General features: G+C 56.2%; 30 protein-coding genes and 1 tRNA gene. 27 read left to right on the top strand and 4 right to left on the bottom strand.

Annotated elements, in window-relative coordinates; translation table 11 throughout:
• The first annotated feature begins 9 nt into the window (after positions 1–9).
• Positions 10–1,146, top strand: a complete 1,137-nt coding sequence (locus PLIM_RS21920) for a hypothetical protein (RefSeq protein ID WP_013112509.1) — start codon at positions 10–12, stop codon at positions 1,144–1,146.
• A gap of 36 nt (positions 1,147–1,182) precedes the next feature.
• On the top strand, positions 1,183–2,034 hold the full coding sequence (locus tag PLIM_RS21925; RefSeq protein WP_013112510.1) for a tyrosine-type recombinase/integrase: 852 nt from the start codon (positions 1,183–1,185) through the stop codon (positions 2,032–2,034).
• A 49-nt stretch (positions 2,035–2,083) separates the two neighbouring features.
• On the opposite strand, the gene PLIM_RS24475 is transcribed toward PLIM_RS21925, so the two are convergent.
• The gene (locus tag PLIM_RS24475) at positions 2,084–2,293 is read right to left on the bottom strand and encodes a hypothetical protein (protein ID WP_196349587.1); all 210 of its coding nucleotides are present in this window, start codon (positions 2,291–2,293) and stop codon (positions 2,084–2,086) included.
• A 176-nt stretch (positions 2,294–2,469) separates the two neighbouring features.
• On the opposite strand from PLIM_RS24475, the gene PLIM_RS24915 reads away from it, so the two are divergent.
• The 11 genes from PLIM_RS24915 to PLIM_RS24305 all read left to right on the top strand — a co-directional run bounded on the left by PLIM_RS24915 (position 2,470) and on the right by PLIM_RS24305 (position 9,662).
• Entirely contained in the window at positions 2,470–2,604 is a 135-nt protein-coding gene (locus PLIM_RS24915; protein WP_013112512.1) for a hypothetical protein, read from the top strand.
• Entirely contained in the window at positions 2,601–3,425 is an 825-nt protein-coding gene (locus PLIM_RS21935; protein ID WP_013112513.1) for a DNA adenine methylase, read from the top strand. Before PLIM_RS24915 ends, PLIM_RS21935 begins: the two co-directional genes overlap by 4 nt.
• 36 nt (positions 3,426–3,461) lie before the next feature.
• Positions 3,462–3,525: transfer RNA gene (locus PLIM_RS21940), tRNA-Lys, on the top strand.
• Positions 3,526–3,873: 348 nt separating this feature from the next.
• On the top strand, positions 3,874–4,443 hold the full coding sequence (locus PLIM_RS21945) for a hypothetical protein (RefSeq protein WP_013112515.1): 570 nt from the start codon (positions 3,874–3,876) through the stop codon (positions 4,441–4,443).
• 575 nt (positions 4,444–5,018) lie between these two features.
• The gene (locus PLIM_RS21950; protein ID WP_013112516.1) at positions 5,019–6,134 is read left to right on the top strand and encodes a tyrosine-type recombinase/integrase; all 1,116 of its coding nucleotides are present in this window, start codon (positions 5,019–5,021) and stop codon (positions 6,132–6,134) included.
• Positions 6,135–6,465: 331 nt separating this feature from the next.
• Positions 6,466–7,122, top strand: a complete 657-nt coding sequence (locus PLIM_RS21960) for a hypothetical protein (protein WP_013112518.1) — start codon at positions 6,466–6,468, stop codon at positions 7,120–7,122.
• On the top strand, positions 7,112–7,336 hold the full coding sequence (locus PLIM_RS21965; protein WP_013112519.1) for a hypothetical protein: 225 nt from the start codon (positions 7,112–7,114) through the stop codon (positions 7,334–7,336). Before PLIM_RS21960 ends, PLIM_RS21965 begins: the two co-directional genes overlap by 11 nt.
• Before the next feature lie 35 nt (positions 7,337–7,371).
• Positions 7,372–7,581: a carbon storage regulator gene (locus PLIM_RS21970; protein WP_013112520.1), complete on the top strand. Its 210-nt coding sequence runs from the start codon at positions 7,372–7,374 to the stop codon at positions 7,579–7,581.
• Positions 7,574–8,602: a hypothetical protein gene (locus PLIM_RS21975; protein WP_013112521.1), complete on the top strand. Its 1,029-nt coding sequence runs from the start codon at positions 7,574–7,576 to the stop codon at positions 8,600–8,602. Before PLIM_RS21970 ends, PLIM_RS21975 begins: the two co-directional genes overlap by 8 nt.
• A gap of 78 nt (positions 8,603–8,680) precedes the next feature.
• Positions 8,681–9,067, top strand: coding sequence for a hypothetical protein (locus PLIM_RS21980; RefSeq protein WP_041404070.1), 387 nt, complete (start codon positions 8,681–8,683; stop codon positions 9,065–9,067).
• Between the two features lie 379 nt (positions 9,068–9,446).
• The gene (locus PLIM_RS24305) at positions 9,447–9,662 is read left to right on the top strand and encodes a hypothetical protein (RefSeq protein ID WP_148227399.1); all 216 of its coding nucleotides are present in this window, start codon (positions 9,447–9,449) and stop codon (positions 9,660–9,662) included.
• Between the two features lie 202 nt (positions 9,663–9,864).
• Here PLIM_RS24305 and PLIM_RS21990 read toward each other — a convergent pair whose 3' ends face one another.
• Positions 9,865–10,161: a hypothetical protein gene (locus PLIM_RS21990; protein WP_013112526.1), complete on the bottom strand. Its 297-nt coding sequence runs from the start codon at positions 10,159–10,161 to the stop codon at positions 9,865–9,867.
• Positions 10,162–10,183: 22 nt separating this feature from the next.
• On the opposite strand from PLIM_RS21990, the gene PLIM_RS21995 reads away from it, so the two are divergent.
• From PLIM_RS21995 to PLIM_RS22055, 13 genes are all read left to right on the top strand, one after another.
• Positions 10,184–10,438 (top strand): hypothetical protein, encoded by a 255-nt coding sequence (locus tag PLIM_RS21995; RefSeq protein WP_013112527.1) that lies wholly within the window; start codon positions 10,184–10,186, stop codon positions 10,436–10,438.
• The gene (locus PLIM_RS22000; RefSeq protein ID WP_013112528.1) at positions 10,435–10,785 is read left to right on the top strand and encodes an ASCH domain-containing protein; all 351 of its coding nucleotides are present in this window, start codon (positions 10,435–10,437) and stop codon (positions 10,783–10,785) included. The genes PLIM_RS21995 and PLIM_RS22000 overlap by 4 nt, the downstream gene beginning before the upstream one ends.
• Entirely contained in the window at positions 10,782–11,078 is a 297-nt protein-coding gene (locus PLIM_RS23480; protein WP_013112529.1) for a hypothetical protein, read from the top strand. Before PLIM_RS22000 ends, PLIM_RS23480 begins: the two co-directional genes overlap by 4 nt.
• A gap of 128 nt (positions 11,079–11,206) precedes the next feature.
• Positions 11,207–11,482 carry a hypothetical protein gene (locus PLIM_RS24635; RefSeq protein ID WP_041404072.1) on the top strand — a complete coding sequence of 92 codons (276 nt, stop codon included), beginning with the start codon at positions 11,207–11,209 and terminating at the stop codon, positions 11,480–11,482.
• The gene (locus PLIM_RS22015) at positions 11,479–11,880 is read left to right on the top strand and encodes a hypothetical protein (protein WP_013112531.1); all 402 of its coding nucleotides are present in this window, start codon (positions 11,479–11,481) and stop codon (positions 11,878–11,880) included. The genes PLIM_RS24635 and PLIM_RS22015 overlap by 4 nt, the downstream gene beginning before the upstream one ends.
• Complete coding sequence (locus PLIM_RS25125; RefSeq protein WP_013112532.1) at positions 11,877–12,116, top strand: DUF6011 domain-containing protein; 240 nt, start codon at positions 11,877–11,879, stop codon at positions 12,114–12,116. Before PLIM_RS22015 ends, PLIM_RS25125 begins: the two co-directional genes overlap by 4 nt.
• Complete coding sequence (locus PLIM_RS22025) at positions 12,095–12,454, top strand: hypothetical protein (RefSeq protein WP_013112533.1); 360 nt, start codon at positions 12,095–12,097, stop codon at positions 12,452–12,454. Before PLIM_RS25125 ends, PLIM_RS22025 begins: the two co-directional genes overlap by 22 nt.
• On the top strand, positions 12,451–14,445 hold the full coding sequence (locus tag PLIM_RS22030; RefSeq protein WP_041404074.1) for a ParB/RepB/Spo0J family partition protein: 1,995 nt from the start codon (positions 12,451–12,453) through the stop codon (positions 14,443–14,445). The genes PLIM_RS22025 and PLIM_RS22030 overlap by 4 nt, the downstream gene beginning before the upstream one ends.
• Before the next feature lie 108 nt (positions 14,446–14,553).
• The gene (locus PLIM_RS22035) at positions 14,554–14,772 is read left to right on the top strand and encodes a hypothetical protein (RefSeq protein WP_013112535.1); all 219 of its coding nucleotides are present in this window, start codon (positions 14,554–14,556) and stop codon (positions 14,770–14,772) included.
• Positions 14,773–14,845: 73 nt separating this feature from the next.
• Entirely contained in the window at positions 14,846–15,100 is a 255-nt protein-coding gene (locus tag PLIM_RS22040; RefSeq protein ID WP_013112536.1) for a hypothetical protein, read from the top strand.
• A 68-nt stretch (positions 15,101–15,168) separates the two neighbouring features.
• Positions 15,169–15,780, top strand: coding sequence for a hypothetical protein (locus PLIM_RS22045; RefSeq protein ID WP_013112537.1), 612 nt, complete (start codon positions 15,169–15,171; stop codon positions 15,778–15,780).
• A gap of 130 nt (positions 15,781–15,910) precedes the next feature.
• Complete coding sequence (locus PLIM_RS22050; RefSeq protein WP_013112538.1) at positions 15,911–16,348, top strand: hypothetical protein; 438 nt, start codon at positions 15,911–15,913, stop codon at positions 16,346–16,348.
• A 3-nt stretch (positions 16,349–16,351) separates the two neighbouring features.
• Positions 16,352–16,627 carry a hypothetical protein gene (locus PLIM_RS22055; protein ID WP_013112539.1) on the top strand — a complete coding sequence of 92 codons (276 nt, stop codon included), beginning with the start codon at positions 16,352–16,354 and terminating at the stop codon, positions 16,625–16,627.
• Here PLIM_RS22055 and PLIM_RS24485 read toward each other — a convergent pair.
• Together PLIM_RS24485 and PLIM_RS22060 are read right to left on the bottom strand one after the other, a co-directional pair.
• Complete coding sequence (locus PLIM_RS24485) at positions 16,624–16,797, bottom strand: hypothetical protein (protein WP_013112540.1); 174 nt, start codon at positions 16,795–16,797, stop codon at positions 16,624–16,626. The two genes, PLIM_RS22055 and PLIM_RS24485, sit on opposite strands and share 4 nt — an antisense overlap.
• 128 nt (positions 16,798–16,925) lie before the next feature.
• Positions 16,926–17,201: a sigma-70 RNA polymerase sigma factor region 4 domain-containing protein gene (locus PLIM_RS22060; protein ID WP_013112541.1), complete on the bottom strand. Its 276-nt coding sequence runs from the start codon at positions 17,199–17,201 to the stop codon at positions 16,926–16,928.
• A gap of 96 nt (positions 17,202–17,297) precedes the next feature.
• Between PLIM_RS22060 and PLIM_RS22065 the strand changes: the two genes are divergently transcribed.
• Positions 17,298–17,912, top strand: coding sequence for a host-nuclease inhibitor Gam family protein (locus tag PLIM_RS22065; protein ID WP_013112542.1), 615 nt, complete (start codon positions 17,298–17,300; stop codon positions 17,910–17,912).
• The last annotated feature ends 66 nt before the right edge of the window (positions 17,913–17,978 follow it).

Consider the following 17,978-nt stretch of genomic DNA (forward strand, 5'->3'; position numbering starts at 1 on the left):
ATTGCTGAGATGGGACGCCCCTGTGCCTGCTGCGGTTGTCGCTGCACCCTCGAAGAGCGAAACGCGAACGTCATGGAGGAGACGGATCTCGTCACCTTCCCGGCCTCAATCACCGGTAGCACAATCACAACGGCTGGCAATGAAGAAGATGGCAGTCCTTTCACTTACAAATGCAGCAACACGCTTTCGCCAACGAATCATCCACCCAGTAGAGTCTGGACTCACGAGTATGAGACGGGGGCGATTTACAACGGAGCGTTATACGCCAGTTTTCCCTCGACAATTACCGCAGACCTGGATGGATCAGGATTCACCAGAGGGCCAGTTATCGACCTTGAATTTCTGGCTTCAACTGGCGTTCTTATTCCGAGCTCATGGGTTCGCTTCGATGGGTTCAGCTTTGGTTTCCCAACTTACACAGCGACTAGTCAATTTGTTTACGGTGGAACTCCAACAGCTATTGTCGCAGGACAGTTTTTCCCGGAACCGTTTGTTCCTGATGGTCATTCTCGATTGATTGATATTCGATGGGATCAAGCAGAATCGCGACACATCAGTCGAACTTACGATGACGAGCCACTGGTTGAAAACTTCAGGTGGCTTTATTCGCAGTTCTATTCTTTCAACTTTACAACAGGTCTCTATGAAACTTCCGGCTCAATGACGAGCACCAACACTTATAGCCCCACGCTTATCGAAAGTGATGTCACTGACTTTTTCAATGAGTTGCGGCCGCTGGTTAAGCAAGGCGATCAGATTGGATACTTCGGAGCAGGGCCGACAATACACGCGACAAGCGGCATCTGGTCACGACTGTCAGTGAGCAACGTGTTAAGCGGAACAGTGATTCGCCCGAAAGCAACGCCAACAGTCGGAACTGATTTTCTTGGAGCCTGGGAAAACTTCACGCTTGACCTCACGGAAGGAGCAGAACCTATTTATTTCGGACTTGGCTATTTCCGAATTGCTCCCACTCCAAAACCATTTGTGACTGTAGATATCGGCCCGCCTTCTGGTGGAGGCCCGTACGGTGCTGACACATTCACATTGAACTATTATCTCGACCATGTCGTAGAACCCTGGACGTTCACGGACAACTTCGAATGGGACAGTGTCTGCGTCAAGCTGCTTCCCTCTGACGTCTGATCGCGCAACAGTTGGCCTCATAACGGGAGGCCCACTGTGCTGCTGGCAGAAGCGATCGATCAATTCCTGAACCATGTTCTCGCGACGCGCAAGCCCGCGACCGAACGTCATTATCGGGAACGACTGCAAGGCCTCCGGAAGCTGCACGGTACCAGCTCGATCGACTCACTGACGACATCCTCGATCGAGCAGCATTTCGCTCAGGCCAATCACTGGCCGGACGGCAGGCCCAAGGCTCCCGATACCATCCGGGCCAACATCATTGCCTGGGAGCAGCTGCAGGCGTTTCTCCTGCAGGAGCAACTCATTCCGCAGGCGTTGACGGGGGCGATCGCCAAGCCTTCTGGGCAGCTCAGGGAACGCCTTCCGACGAAGGATGAGATTGCCAGGATTCTGGCAGCCGCTGTCCCTGCCTTTGCTCTGATCTACCGGGCCTTGAGATTGTCCGGCTGCCGGCCAAGTGAGTTGGCCAAGGCGACCTTTGCCGACTGGGATCAACGTGAAGGAGTGATCAGCCTGGCTGACCACAAGACCGCAACGAAGTCGAAACGACCCAGACGCATCGCAGTGGGCGACAAGCTGCTGGAGTATCTGCGATTGGCGATCGGTGACCGCACCGAGGGGCCGCTCTTCCTGACCAGCCAGGGCAAGCCCTGGACTTCCGCCCGGCTTTCGCAAGAGTTCCGCAGAACACGCGAGCGGGCCGGTCTCTCGAAGGATCTTGTGCTGTATCTCACAAGACACGAACACGCCACCCAGTTGTGCGAGAAGCTCGATCTCAATGCGGCCGCCGAGGCCTTGGGTCATGCGTCGCTCAACACGACCCGACGTTATCTCCACCTCTCAGCCAAGAAGCTGAAGGCCAATCAGGATCTCTTTGAGGAATGATGTCGTGAAGGATTTCCTTTTCTGTTGGCTGATGAGCTTCATTGTGGGTTTATTGTTTGTAGCCTTCTGGATCGGCTGTTGGCTGTGGGTGTGCGCGATGGATCGTTGGCCAGTTGAAGCAGGCACGATAACGGTCGCTGTCATACTGGTCGTTGTCTCTTTCCTCATTGCTCTGGCCGTACGAGATCGAGGCGATGAACAGCAGGAACATGAGGATCGCTTTTTGAATTACCAGCAGCTTTGTGAGCAGCGGAAACAAGAAGGCAAACCACTGCCCCTACCTCCGATGCTTGATCGGACCCAGTGGTGAAGCCGACTGATTTCCTCAGAAATCAGTGATTGAAAACAAGGTGGCCATGGGGATGCGTCAACACCCCCATGGCCTGCAATCCGACCTGATCGCACAGGCCGGCTGCATTCGCCAAAGGAGCGGACATGCAGCGGTATCCCTGTGCGCAAAACGTAGGTAAATCAGCAGGCCCGGGCGGTCTGCCACGTGGCCCTCCGGAAAAGATCGATCGACTCGCCGTCGTCTGGATCGATCATTCCGTTTGTGAGGGTTACCCGTGAGAAATCAAATTGTTTGCTGGTTTGGTAGTAAGGCTGCGCTTGCTCCCGAGATCCTTCCCGAGTTCGGGCCGCACAAGGCCTACTTCGAACCTTTTGCCGGTGGCATGGCGATGCTGTTGAGAAAGCCGCCTTGTCTCCGTGAAACCGTCAACGATCTGCACCAGGATCTGACCAACCTTGCCAGAGTGCTGGCTCATCCGATTGATGGAGCTGCCCTGTACCGTCGATTGTCACGCATGCTTTGCAACGAGCAGCTCCACCGGGAATCTCGTGAGCTGCTCGAACAGCCCTTTGAGCCTGGTCTTGAGCGTGCGGTCCACTACTTTTACGTGTCATGGATGGGGAGAATGGGCTCGATCGGAGCCAGCACCTGCAACTCCATGGCTCATGGTTACAAGACCAGCTCAAACTCTTGTTCGAGGAAGCTGCGAGCGGCGGTCGAGTCAATCAACGCATGGCGGAAGAGGCTGCGTGATGTGACCATAACAAACCGGGATGCGTTCACCTTGATCGATCAGCTCGGTGACGAGAGCGGTATGTTGATCTATCTCGACCCGCCCTATATCGAGAAGAAGGGCAAGTATCATTTCGATCTGCGGCCGGAAGATCACGGACGCTTGGCAGATGCGGTCAAGCGGTTCAAGAAGGCCCGAGTGATTGTGAGCTATACCGACCATCCACAGCTCGCTCAGCTTTACCCGCCGGATCGATGGACAAAGCGAGTGCTGGTCCACAAATCGCAGACAAACAAGCTGGCCAAACGAGGGATTGTCAAGCCGCCTGAAGTGCTGCTTATCAACGGGCCATCCCTCTCCGCCTGACGCTTGCCTGATCACTGAACAATTAGCCCAGCAATAAGTTCAGACCGTTGCAGAAGATCAACGGACTTTTAATCCGTAGGTCGAGGGTTCGAGTCCCTCCGCTCTCACTCTCGATCGATCTTTGAAACATCTGATACAGCGAGGGAATGAGGCCGTGTCCGTCAGGGCCACGGGATGCAGTAGCTGTGCTCTTAGAGCCTGAAAGGCTCCGTTGTTTGGGGCCATTGCATTTTCGAACCTCTTCCCCCAATGGCTGTCACCCCGCCGCTCAGCACCGGCGGGGTGTCTGCTTTTAGGCCCGGGTAGAACACCGGATTCGTAGTCCGGTGATCTACCAACCCAATACAATGGGCAAAATGCGGTGAACAAGCTGGATGTTTACTTGCTGTTCTGAATAGATATGATGGCCTAGCTAAAGGTGCTGTTTTCACTCTTCACTAGGGCTCACATGAAAAGACTTTCCGGCTGCGCTGTCGTCTGCTTTCTCGGTCTCGTTGCGTTATGCATCATCCCTGCCATTTTCGCCAAAAGAGGTGGGCCCGCAACCAACAGAGTCACACCTCAGCCAGTGGGCCCAGCGAAGCCGGTTGATCAGTCGGATGTCAAAGTCATTCCCGGTTTAATGCCAGTGGATATCTACATGAATCTGACGAAGCAGGGATTCCTGAAACAGGGGCCTGTCGGTAGTCCACCCATGTGGAGACTCACGCGGGAATCAGATGGCGTCAAGATGGACGTGGAGATCTTCTCTCCGGGCAGCATGAGCAGCGTGTCGTCGGTCAGAGCATTTTGTTTTTCGCCATCTGGCGTGCGAGTTGACGAGGCTGGGAAAATGCAGTTTCTCTTTCCTTACCTTGCCACACTTCCCTATCAAGGGGCCGAGCCGATCAAGGCACAAGAGTGGGTCATTGAGCATATGAAAACAGGGGGCGAGACGATCATTGGCTCGGTCAAGTTTGAGATTCTTGGGGCTGATAATGAGTTTTCACGGAGCCTGAGAATCAGCGTTGTCGAGTAGCATTTCATTTGACGCTGCAGAAGCCGCTCTGACGAGCGGCTTTTTTTATTGCTTGACTTTCTTTGGCTCTGATGCTTTGATCATGCCCGCAGTCATCGGACTGCCACCCCGTCGAAAGGGTGAGATAAACAACGTTCGACCATGACCTTCTTTGGCGTGCTCTCAGCTCGCCGGGATGCCGCGGCCTGGACGTAGCCTTTTGGTTTTTGTCAGGCCGGTTCCGTTCCCGTTGTTTCGGAATTTCGACCGGCTCCCGTGTTCCGCCGCTGAGTTTTTGCTGGCTACCTACATCGGCAGGCCCGCCCATGTAGGTAGATACCCACTACGCACGCACAGTCTCAACTCTGTGCGTGCGTAGTGCCCAGCTTTACCAAGCGGCATGCCGGCAGGTGATGATTCATCTGCACAAGGATGTCGTGCGCTCATGCAAATTTTGAGCTATAGATCAGTAGGAGTCAGCTCCTCGCGACTGATCGAGAAGTCACTCACTCAGCCCGTCACGGATGGTCTTTTGGAATCGAGCCGGGTCGCTCCCGGTGCGGGCATTCCCATGTCCCAGGAAGTCCACGGAAGCCATGCAGAACCAATTCACACTCACACGTTCACGGCCCGAACAGGCCCAGCCTCCACGCATCTTCAAGCTGGTGATCGACGACGATCAAGTCAGCTATGGAGACGCCCCGTTGTCAATCCATTCCACTCTGCGGGAATGCTTCGAGAAGGCGGTCTTGCCGGAGATCGAGATTGCCGAATCGACCATCATCGAATACGAGGCGATGCTCAACCACTGGGAACGCATCATGCGAACCGTGGGAGTGGGCACGATCGACAAGGCCATGCTCAAGCAGTTTCGCGACCGGCTGGCCGCCGAACGCTGGACGCGATCGAAGCTGGCCAAAGCCACTGGAAAACCTCGATCGGCCGCCACAGTCAACAAGGTTATGCGGCACCTGAAGGCTGTCGTCATGAAGCTCTTCCCGCCCGACCGGCACAACCCCGAGGGGCTCGGCCTGGTACCGCTCTGCAAGTTCCCCGGGCGACTGGAGGAGCCTGCGAAGCTGCCCTTCACTTACAGCCGATCAGCGATGTCTGCTCTCTATCGAAATGCTCATGCGGCCAAGCCCGAGAAGACCACGCGATCGACGCCGCTCTATCGACCGGAGCTGTGGCAGCTGGCGATTGTGCTGGGCTTTGGCACTGGCCCGCGATCGTGGGACCTGCTCTCAATGACGTGGGATCGCATTGGCTGGGAGGATTTCAAGTATGGGTCGATCAGCTTCAAGGCTCAGAAGACAAAGAAGCTGCAACGCATCCCACTGAGTCAGGTCGCACGCCGGCATCTGGAAATGGTCCGCGACCTGCAGCTGCACGAGAGCGAGATCTTCCCCATGTTCCGCAAGACCAATCGCAGTGTCTATCGCTGCTGGCGACGGATCTGCCTGGCTGCTGGACTGATCTCACCCGAGGGCCGCAATGCTCACTTCGAGGATTTGCGCAAGACCTGCTCGACAGCCTACGACGACATCTCGCCGGGAGTCGGTCCCTGGATTACGGGTCACGAGCTGCAGGGGGTCAACGCCAAGAATTACCAGAACCCCACGAAGCGCGTGTTGAAGGCAGTGAAGCAACTCAAACAACCGCTGGCATTTCGCGAAGGAGCCGGGCTGCTGAAGCCAACCACGCCCGAATGATTTCTCTGGAAATCAACGACACAACTGGTCTGCCGCAGGCACGCCCGGTCTTTGCTGTGACTCCTGCAGCAGAGGCCGGGCGTGGCCGTTTTCACTCATCAAGGAATTACATCATGGGCTTTTCTCGCCCTCCACTCACGGTCGAGCAAAGGCTGTCTGCTCTGCTTGCCGGCTTCAATCGTCGCGACATCAGGATCTTCATGGATGCAGTCACTCTGCTGAAGTTCGCGGCCGACGGTCACTGCAAAAGTAAAGATTGCAACATGTGTAATCACCTCGAGCTGATCATGGAGCAAGGACTCCTTCACCCCACTCCCCAGGAACAATCGCTATGAGTGCTCGATTCGAGCTGAAAATCACTTCCCCCGTTGGGCTTGCCAGCGCTGATGAAGCCGCTGGTCGAGCACTGATTGACTTGGCACAGGTCACACCGATTCGGGATGGCCAGGCCTTCGTCGCCTGTACTGAGAGTCGCATGCTTGCCATCGCTCGCTGCGAATCATCAGCAACGAACCAGTGCCTTGTCGGTGCTGACTTGTTGCGTGAGCCCAGGAGCTTTAACGCATTGGCACCGAGAGCGTTTCCACCGGTGGACAAGCTACTTGAGCAGGAGTTGAAACGACCGTCTGCTGCAACAGTCACATTCAATTGCCGACTGCTCAAGAAGCTGGCCAAAGCCCTTGGATCTTCGGATGGTCAAGTCACCATCATCGTATCTGATGATCCTACTTCGCCCATTAAGGTCGTCACGCGGACTGGTGACATCGGCTTGTTGATGCCGGTAGAGCCACCCATCTTTGTAATCGAAGAGTATGACCCTCCCGCAAAGCGTCAGGCGTCTGCTGATGAATGCTGGAGGCTTCAAGCTCAAGAATACGTGGACGCTCACGAAAGATCGCAAGCGTCAGCAGCCGTGACGCCACAGGCTCAGCCTGCAGGTTCCGATATAGATCGGAAATCGGAAGGGGGCCAGGCTCATGGTGATTGATCTCCAAGCCGCTTTCATAGACATGCTGGCCGAAGGCTGGACGAATGATGGCCCAATGACTGAAGACCAGTTCGCGCAGCTGCAGGCCGCCTTCTTTGGAGGCGTGGCTTGCGCGGTCACGGACCTGCCCATCGATCACCCGCACAGGGAGGCGATCAACATTCAACTGCAGAAGTTTTTCCGCCAGTTTAAGGCCAAGAACGGTCTGGCCTGATTTAACGAGCCTTAACTCACTTGAAGGAACGCACGATGCTAGTCCTCTCCCGCAGACCGCATGAATCCATCCGCTTGACGATCCCTGAGAATCTTCCTCCTGGCACAGTGATTGAGATCACGACATTGGAAGTCAGGGCCAACGCCGTGAGGATTGGATTGACAGCACCTCGATCGGTGCAGATCGCCAGAAGCGAACTGGTTGACGAGTCAGGAGTCACCAGCAAGGAAGCTCCTGATGAGTAAGCACAAGTCACCAGCACCCGGGCAGCAGTCGTTGATTGTCACACCGCCATACCCGAGGCGGCCACCCTACTTTGCCCTCAAATTCCTGAGGCTTGTCGATCGATTCTTCGGGCCTCAATACAACCCTCGAATTGTGCAGATCCTCATGTACGTGGTCTTAACTGAAGATCGCCGTCGATACGCCAGCGAACCGACCTTCTGGCTTTCGCAGATCCGCGATCGCATTGGCCTGAAGGATGACAGCCACACGGCTGCACTCATTCAACAGGCTGTTCAGTCAGGCTGGCTCTACTGGCATAAGCCATCGAATCGGGAACTTGCCACTGCCTGGGTGTTGGTGCCACTGGCTTATGAATGCGAGTTATCGAATGGATCAGAAGCTGAAGATCACTTACCCGGGCTACAGCCCGGGTATCACCCCGGGTATCACCCCCGCAAAGACCCCGGCAAAGACCCAGTGAAAGACCCCTTGTCTTCTTTCCCTAACCTTAACCCATCCCCCTCCCCCAAAGATGCCGTGGAGGAGGTGGTGGAAAAGTTGCTTCAGGCTGCAGGAGTGGCAAAGCACCTCGAAACGATCGAGGCCTCGCGAAAGCTGGGCAACTCCTTCGAGTGGATGCGAGCCAAGATCCAACACTTTCAAGCGAACAAGGGGAGCGACTGGGGGCCAGGCCTCCTCGCGACCCACCTGAAATGCCGTAGTTTCGCGGGGACGCCCGCGAACCATGGCTGGCCGACTCGAACCACATCCGTGGCTTCGAGGACGCCTGACGCTGCTGCAGAGGCCATCCGGTCCACGCAGCAGCTCGAACGTGACCGCCGGGAAAGGCAGCTCGAATTCCAGTTCGGGCCGCTTGTTGATCAGCTCTCATCCGATGAGCAGATCGATCTCCTGAAGGCACGTCCTGACGCCGATCGACTGATTGAACTCTTTCGCAGCTCACACCGAGCGCGAGGCAAGGGAGGCGTCGTCCGACGCGCCCTGCTCGAAGAGTTCGCCAAGCGGCATACCGCCGCCTGACTTCACCACGGATGGCCAGTGGGCACGGAGGCCCCTTTCCTTAACCTCACACAGGAGGCACGCTCAGCGTGCGCACGTATGGCGAAAATCCCCACCACGATCGACGGCTTTTATGACTGGCTCTGCCGGCAGGTACCTGAAGGGACGACCGTCAATTTCATCGTTGCTCTCTTCCACAGTGCCGAGCGAGGTCGCGTTTACACCTCAGTTAAGTACAACGTCGACCTCAACGATTACTCGAAGGATCGACCGGAGCAAATCCGGGAGCTGCTCAACAAAGATTTCCACTCACTGGAACAAGCGGGCAAGTGGGTCACGAATCATGCGATCCCGCTCCTTAAGGGAGCAAGGCTCGAAGTGCCCAGGCCGAAGCAGCGACGGCTGACAGACACGCCGATCGGCCTGCCGAATAAGCAGCCGCTTCGCCTCGAACACAAACCCGAACCCTCCCCCTTGATTCCGTGAGGTGTGCTGTGACTCAGCCAGAACTCGACACGGATTTCACGGACGAGATCGTCTGCCCATGGTGCGGCTATGAGCATCGAGACAAATGGGAATACCAAGAAGGCGAGCAGTTCTGCGGTGACTGCGGCCGCAAGTTCTTTCTCGGGATTCACACGAAGGTGACCTATTCAACTGAACGCTTGGAGTAGCAATGTCAAATCCCCATTACCGGAAATGCTTTGGTTGCGATCTCGTGTGGAAGCATCATGAGGTCATGACGCCTCGCGTGGTCTGCCTCAGATGTAAATCACAAAACACCGGTCTAATTGACCGAGTGCAAAGGTTTGCAACTTACATCGAACTTATTGGTTTCACTCGTCATAGAAATGACTGCTGGAGAATGCAGCTGGCGAAAGATGATAAGTCTGAGCTGGTCATGCAGTTGGTCGAGAACCTCGATATCGAAAACGCCTTCGACGTTGAACTGCATTCGCTACCTCTCAACGTAGGCGACGATCTGGTTCCTCATGCCGTTTTTCTTACCTACGCCAGACCAGTCACATCCGCTCATCAACTCTCCACTCTCGTTGAAGTATTGAGGATGTATTGCCAATGAACACGAGCCCTGAACTCAAGCCCCTCGTGACGTTCTACACCATATTCAACAGCCCTCTGGATTATCCAGGGGAGTTTGTCGTACGGCGATTCCATGTGATGCCTGGCGGCAAGCAGGCCGTGGACATGGATCTATGGGCAAGAGGCCCAACTCTTGAGAGCGTGATCGAACAGATCCCTGATGGACTCACCCGCATTGGTCGTCATGCGCTGGATGTGTTGTCTCTTGTGGAGACGTGGTCATGAAGCTCCTCTGCCGCATCTTTGGCTGCGAAATCCACAGACGCCATGACGGCTGCTGTGAGGAATGTGGGGCCCACATCTACGACGACGATTTCATTCAGCAGCCCTGCTGGTTGATCCGTACGTGGCGGATCTGGTGGCAATGGCTGAGATGCAAGCTGGTCGGCCACAAGTGCTGCCACTGTGGCAAACGCTACTGGGTGCCAGGGCCGGGCGGCGGCGAGCTGTTCTGCTCCCTCGAATGCGACCGCGAACATGTCCCCTTTTAAGGATCTCCCCATGAAGACCAAGCGAAACCCGAAGAACCTCAGAGAGTGGCAAGAAGCGGCCGACGCCGCTGAGCTATTCCTGCAGATTGATTCCGCCAGATCTTACGGCCTGATCACTGGCGGCCCGGCCGTCGATGTCGATCGCTGCGAGGAGCTGCTGAAGCTCGCCGCCCGCCGCAAGATTCGACCCAACAAAGATGCCCTCGGTCTCATCCTGCAGGGACTGAAGACCACAGGCGGCCAACTTGTGGAGAAGCCACGATGAGAAACATGTCGTTCATGCTCACGACTCAGCAGATCCTCGATCGCAGCAAGACGGTCACACGTCGGCTGGGCTGGAAGTTCCTGAAGCCGGGCGAGCTCCTGCAGGCCTGCGAGAAGTGCCAAGGACTCAAGCCAGGCGAGCAGCTCCGCAAGCTGGCAGTGATCGAGGTGGTTTCGATCCGCACTGAGCCACTCAACGCGATCCGGGATGATGATGTTGCCCGGGAAGGATTCCCCGATCAGCACTGGCATCAGTTCGTGGACATGTTCTGCGAGGCCATGGCGTGCCGGCCAACGGATCCAGTCCAGCGGATCGAGTTCAAGTATGTGGACGAGGTGGCACCATGAAGAGTCACCCAACCAACGAAGCCCCTCAACTCTTTGAGGACGATACCGTCAGGCCGAAACCGGCCAGCCGCAAGCTGCCACCCTGCATCCCCTCGCCATCAGGCACAGGCCCAGCCGGTGAAACCTGCATGAGTTGCAGGCATCTCTGCAGAGTCAGGCACAACGATTACGTTTACCTCAAGTGCGGCCACATGAAGCATTCGTGGAGTCGTGGAGCAGGTACCGACATCCGGGCCGGATGGGCAGCCTGCCGGCAGTGGGAGAAGAAAGATCGTCGGGAGGTGGCCCAATGAGTACCTCAACCAAGAACCGCTGCACGTGCATTGAATGTGAGATCTCTTTTGGGATTCGACCGCCTGGCACAGTTTCACCAGTGACCTGTGAAGAGTGTACAAGTCGATTAAAGCCCAGCCGCCTTTGTATGACCTGCCAGAGAATCATCGCAGTTGGTGAATGCTTTATCGATCATCCTCGTCTCGGTTCGCTTTGCTCAGTCTGTTGCGATAACTGGCTGAAACAGAAGGAAGACGATGCCTGGGATGAGTATTCAATGGCAGATGAAGAGGAAGAAAAACAGGGTCTCTACTCGTTCTGTAATTCACTCACGGAACTGCGGCTGGCGTTAAGGAGTTTAAAATGGGTTAGCGCTCAAGAAAACGATGCAGCAGCACAAGTCGGTCTGGAGGTGGCTGAATGAAGCACCTCACACTCAAGAACGCCACTGGCTTCAGTCGGGGCGGTCATTCCAAGACCTATCCTGCCGGCACGATCTGCATTGTCTATTCGGCGATTGACCACAACCAGCACCTCGATCTCAAGTGGCTGGGCGATGAACTCAAAAAGGCTCGCAAGCTGAACGAAGGCAAGTCAGGCCCACCGGCTTATCTGGTCGTGATCGTCGAGGGTGAGTTCATCACTGTGCTGCCACGCGAGCAGATGGCCATCGCCGAATGCGATCAGCCAGAGCCAGCGATCCACCTGGCTGGCTTCCGCTCAGCCCCGATCACTCTGCAGCAATCGGAAGTTCTGCCGGCCGCCGCTCCCGACCCAGTGAAGCCTCCCAAGAAAGCCCCTCAACGGAGTCTCTTTGAATGAGGCACCATAAGGTCAAGCCACTGGCCGGGCAGCTCTCGCTCCTGGGTGATCTGCCCGTGAAGTACTGCCCGGTCTGCGGTCGACGCCTGACGAGCGATCGCAGCCACAAGGCTGGCATTGGCCCGCAATGCCGACGTCAGGCTCACATCGTCCGACGCCAAGACGCCATCAGTCAGTTGATTCATCGAATCGTTTTGAAGGTCAGGAAAGCCCCATGTCAAAGGTCATCGAAGTGAAACAGGCCAAGCCGACGAAAGAAGATTATGAGTGTTTTCTGGAGTTCATGTACGGTCTTGAGCGCATGCTCGAGCATCGCGTTCACCCCGATCGCAACAAGGATGAGGAAATCGATATCAATTGGATCGATGAGAATTTGCGATACTGGATCGAAAGACAGTGGGACAATCGCAGTAAGCCTCTGGATGTTTCTTTGGTCTGGCAGCGAGTGTTTTATGCCGGCCAATGTGCCGTCGAAAACTCATGCGACCCCTCGAAGAAAGTCCTCGAATGGCGTCCTGAAATCCAGCGGGCTCTCGACTTCTACGAGGCCCACGGTCCAAAGGTAATCAAGTGATTGAATCACTATCTGACCTGCGGCCGCTCTTTGAGCAGCCCGGCGAGGAGGGCGACTGGTGGCGTGCGATCATGCCCTACATCGCCAGCCAGGTCAGCGGCTGGAGTTCCGCTTGGATGACCAAGACAGAGGAAGAGCTGCTCAACCCGACTTATGTCGCCGCCCTGGCTCTCGGTTCCATCAACGACCGCACGAAAGGCCTTCACTTTGAACACGGTCACTCATGGGTGACATCGGAAGTCAACCACGCTCTGCGAAATCTCGAATCAATGTGTTCCCCAACCCCTGAAGAGGAAGAGTTTTTTATGGCCACGAAAACGAAACCAGCACCTGCCAAGCCCACCAAAGCCACGAAGCCAGCGAAGCCGAAAGAAACCGCTCCTGAGGTCACATCAGAGTCATCGCAGGAGCATCCCGGCAAGGCCTTCATCGTCGATCGCAGTCGTGACATCCCACTCTCTCAGCTCGATCCCAGCCCCTGGCAGGTCCGCAAGAAGACCAGCAGCGAGTGGATTGCCGAGTTAGGCCAATCGCTCTTGGATGATGGCCAACTGGCACCGCTGTTGGTCAGGCTGAGCAAGATAATTAATCAAGGATCGCTGGCGAATCGCTACGAAATCATTGCTGGTCATACGCGAGCCTTCGCGGCTGGTCAGGTCGGCCTCAAATCTCTGAGGTGTGACATCCTCGAATGCGATGACGAAACCGCTCAGCGGCTCGTGTTGATCGATAACGCGAAGCGGAAAGACCTCACGAAGATTGAGCAGGCCCAGGCACTGAAGGCACTGGTCGAAACGTACGAGGCGGCCGGGAAGAGTCAGCGGCAACTGGCCGCCGACATCGGGATCAGCCAGGGACAGATCAGCAATCTGACCCGGCTGCTGCTCCTGCCGCCCGAGGTGCAGGAGCTGGTGATTTCTGGAGAAATCACTCAGGCGTCCGCCCGCGAAGCAGTGCCGATGCTGCAGCATCCAAAGATTGCCAAAGCATTTGTCGCGGAGATTGCTGACATTCGAGATGTGGCCGTGGAGGAGGCGGAACGTCAGGGCGAGGAGGCCAGGATTGACCTGATGAACTCCATCCGTTCGGTCGTTCGTGAGATTGGTCAACCTCTTGATGGTCAAATCTACTACAAGGGTCGCTGGGTGAACCGGGCCTTTAAGCTGACGCCTGAGATTGAGGAGCAGCTCGACATTGTTGATCTGTCGAGCAACCCGAAGGACCCTCGACGATATGCACTCAACAAAAAACTCTTTGAGGAGCTGCAGGACAAGGCAGAAGCCAAGAAGAAGGCGGATGAGCAGAAAGGGATCGAGGGGAAGTGCTCAGGCAAGAAGCAGCTGACGCCGGCACAGCAGAAGGAAAAGGACAAGCAGCAGGCTGAACAGCTCGCAGCGAGAATCGCGAAGTGGAAGATCAGGATCCAGAAGGACATGGTCTGCGATTGGATTGATACCACTGCGAGCGAGCGGGAGATGGTCAGCGTGCTGGGATGGCTCTGGCTGCACTGGCAGCACCACAGCGAGAAAAGGGTGATCAGCGAGAGCCTGCGTGAGGCTTTGCAAGAATCTGGCATGAAGGACTTCAACCCTGATGAACGTGAGCTCGTTAAAGCCCTGCTGAAGGCGGATCAACCAAAGGATGATTTGGTTTTTCCCCAGGTGCTCCGAAGCATGGGCCTCAAGATTCTTCGGCGATGTGAGGTCGCTCCATTTCGAATTGCGGATCCTGAGATCATTCAGATCATTTTCGATTATGCCAGACTCAACATTGAGACGGTCTGGGCCTCGGCCTACGGTGAGGACGTCGAGGAGTTTTTCGGGATGCATTCAACGGCTCAACTGACGGCCCTGGCGAAGGAGCTCAAGATCTCCGTCAGCAGCCCCAAGAAGATCGACATGATCGACGATCTCCTGCAGCACTGCTGGGGTAAGCCCTGCCCGAAATCGATCATTGATGCCAAGGCGGCAGACGCCAGCGGGAAGTGGTGATTTTTGACGATCAACGGATTTTGCAAAATAATTATGCAAAATCCGTTGACTTTCGTTTCGCTATCGCCGATACTCATTCCATCAGACCTGCAGCACATGGAAACGAAAATGAAACTCGCAGCTTACATCTACCCAGCCAGCCACGAACTGCACGGAAAAGTAATCTGCGTCCTGCCAGCCACTCACCGATGCAAGGTGCTGAACAAAGCCTGTAAGCGGATTTTCGGGACCAAGGAAGAGTTGCCGGGCAAAGTTGCGACGCTCAAGGGTGACGCCGCGACGAGATACAGCGAATCACTCGCCGCCAACTGCTTGTACTCACGCTAGAACCCGACCTGCAGCATGTCGCTGCAGGTCACTTAACCCGGCCCCGACAGGCCACAGCAAGGAATGACAGAAAATGGCAAATCTGACAGCAGCACACGTCGATCTCGACCAAGGCACGAACGACGATGACCGCAAGTTCGGTTACGTCTTCGGCGATGAAGGTGGATTCTTTTTTACTCACATGCCCACCCTGCAGGAGACGCTGGATTCCATTGAGGTCGATGAAGTTGATGGGGATGGCGGATTGACCAGCGAAGAGGTTGTGGAATTCCTGAGGACTTACCTGCCCGGCAAGATTCGCTTCCGCGGTGAAGAGTCTGACGAGTAATTGCCAGACCAGCGGGCGGGGGACATTCACCCCGCCTTTTTTGTCTCACGTCCTCACTGGAATCGATTATGCAAAACGCCTGCGAATTTCTCGCTGATGTCGGCTATGAGTTTCTGCTCTCTCGCTGTGAGCAGGGCCGGATTGTCCAAGATTTGATTGACGCGAAGGTCACCCCCTGGCCCAATCGATCCGGCTGCAAGTGGATCATCCCGATCACATGGCCAGACCGCGTGCCTGGGCTGGTCACATGGACGGGCCAAATGACACTGCCAAAAATCATCAATGGGATGATTGATGCGCTGAAAAAAGCCAAGGATGTCGAGGACATCCGGGCATTCCAAGCCCCTATGACTGGGGCCACTGGCTTCGATTTGCGGACAGCGATTGAGCCGCTGGACGCCGGATTCTCATTGGACAAACTGGGCATGCCCATCATGCGGCGAGTCGGCTTGGAGCTGCTGGGGATCATCGGACTGCAGACCTTGCCGCTGGTATCCCTCGGTGGCCGCAAGGCGGGTGTGATCTATCGAGGCAAGATGTATCAATTCCCTGTGTTGCCTCGCTCTGGCGGGTATTACCACAAATGGGGGAACGTCACCGAGATGGAGATCGAGGAGTACATTCCTCCCGGGCTGATTGACGAGGACGAAATCGAGCCAGTTGCCGAAAGTGTCGGCTGACAGATTCCCACCACCAAACACCTTGCTCCCGCGAGGCCGCGTCTGAGGTCTCTTGTTGAGACTGAGGGCAAGGCTTGTCGGAGCTGGCCTCGCGGGCGGGTGTTTGTGGGAATGAATGAGGGAGCAGGCCATGCCGCGAAAACGGATCCCCCTGGAGCCTCGGGCCTGTGAGTATTGCGGGACGGTCTACATGCCGGATCGCGTCACCGCTCGCTGGTGTCAATCAGGATGCTATGCCCGCTGGCTCATCGAGACCCGCAAGGCAGAGCGGGCTGCACGTCGCATCGTCTATGAGATGGTCTGCCCGATCTGTGACATTAAATTCCAGACCAGTCATCACGCGAAAAAATTCTGCTCAGAAAAGTGCCAGGCCCGCGACTCGTCACAACGGCAGATCCAGAGGCTGAAGATTGATCGGGAGACAGCCAGACGCTACCGGAGGGCACACATCGAGAGGCTGCGATCCACGCCCGAAGGCCGGGCGAAGATCAAGCGATGGAACGACCAGAAAAACGCCCGCGTCTCAGCAGAGCGACGCCAACGACGCCTTGATCGCGATAAGGAATGAAGCATGCCCGCAAAACGCTCGATCACACTCCCCGATGAAATTGATGCCAAGGCCCGGAAAATGGCCTCAGAACGCGAATTGAGCTTGTCCGGGCTGATTTGCTCGCTGATCGTCGCTGAAGAGGGACGCAAACGGGCAGGCAGGCCCAAGGCTGAGCTGCCAGTTGATGAGATCGTGGCTCAGCGGCAGGCGGGCAAGACCCTCCAGTCGCTCGCTGATGCTTACGGAGTCAACGTCGGCACCATTCACCGGCTGATTGCTCGGCAAGCCAGTCTCTAATGCCGGTCCTCAATCTCCTGCAGGCCACGTTCGATCAGTTCGAGGGCCAGGCTGCGGATCGATGGGGTGCGGCCGGATTGCTTTCGCTGATCAGCGATCAGCTGCAGACGCCTTGAGAGTTGGGCTGTCGTCGGCACTCGGAGAAACTTTTGGCCGCTGCGTTCTGCCATTGTCTTTTGTCCTTGACGAGTGGGAGGTGCCGACTTCCAATCGGCCTTCGTCCAAGGATGGACTGTTGTCGCTCTGGGGAGAGCCGCGATCGTCGGGTGTCAGGATGATGCCCGGCGATCATTTTACTTCAGCCCAGGGAAACTTCCACAGGCTCTTCAGCCTGCAGGTGAGTTCGGGCAATCAATCGACCGCGACGCAAGAGGCGACTGACTCGACCTCGATGGGTCTTGAGCACTCTTGCGATCTGGTCGAGGCTCAGGTTGCCGAGCAGCCTCAACATCAAGGCTGAGATGGCTCGAATGTTGTGCGGTGAATCACGGTTCACCGAGATCAGATAGGTCCACAGATCGTGGTTGGGCCGGTCGAGATCGACCTTGGCCCCTCGCTTGTCTCTGACTGACATACGCCTCCATTGCGCAACAGCGACGGTTTGGGTGCAGACAACGGGCCAGTGCCCATTCTCTTTTCGTCCAACCGGATCTTGTTGCGCGAGGTGTTTATGTCATCCGACGATGTTTTGCCGATCGATCCCGTGATTTCTGATGAAATCGAGCTCCGACAGGCCCTCAAGGAGCTGCAGCAGCTCGACGTGGCCATGCGGAAGCGAGCGGCCTCGCTCGACCGCGAAGTGCGGGCGATCTATGAGCGGGCAGGCCAGCACCTGGTCAACGTGTTGGGTCAATCGATCCCGGCTGATGTGCGGGCCAAGTCACTGCAGGAAGCGATCATCAACTTCGCCAATGACTATCGCGAAGAACTGCTCAAGGGCCGCGACAAAAAGTCGATCGAATATCCCGAAGGGACCCTCGCCTGGCGAACTGTGCCCGCGACGATCGCGGCCAGTGAAGGGGTCAAGCCAGACGACATCATTGAGCGGGCCGACAAGGTCGCACCCTGGACGATCATCGTCAGGAAGGTGCTGGAGAAAGTGAAGCTCTTTGGCGTTGGTTTCTTCGAGATGTTCGACGTCGTTTACAAGCCCTCGATGGCCAACATCAAGAAAGCCTGGCAGGCCAAGCGGCTGAAGCCAGCCGACCTGAAGAAGCTGGGTTTGGAAGTTGTGCCGGAACGCGAATCGGCTTTCTTCAAGCTGCCCGAAGTCTCGCTGGATTAAGCGAGCGAAAACCGGCCGCCGGGAGGTGTCTCCCTAACTCATTGTTACGTGTCCAAGTGCGCTTTT

Source organism: Planctopirus limnophila DSM 3776 (assembly GCF_000092105.1).
Lineage (GTDB): Bacteria > Planctomycetota > Planctomycetia > Planctomycetales > Planctomycetaceae > Planctopirus > Planctopirus limnophila.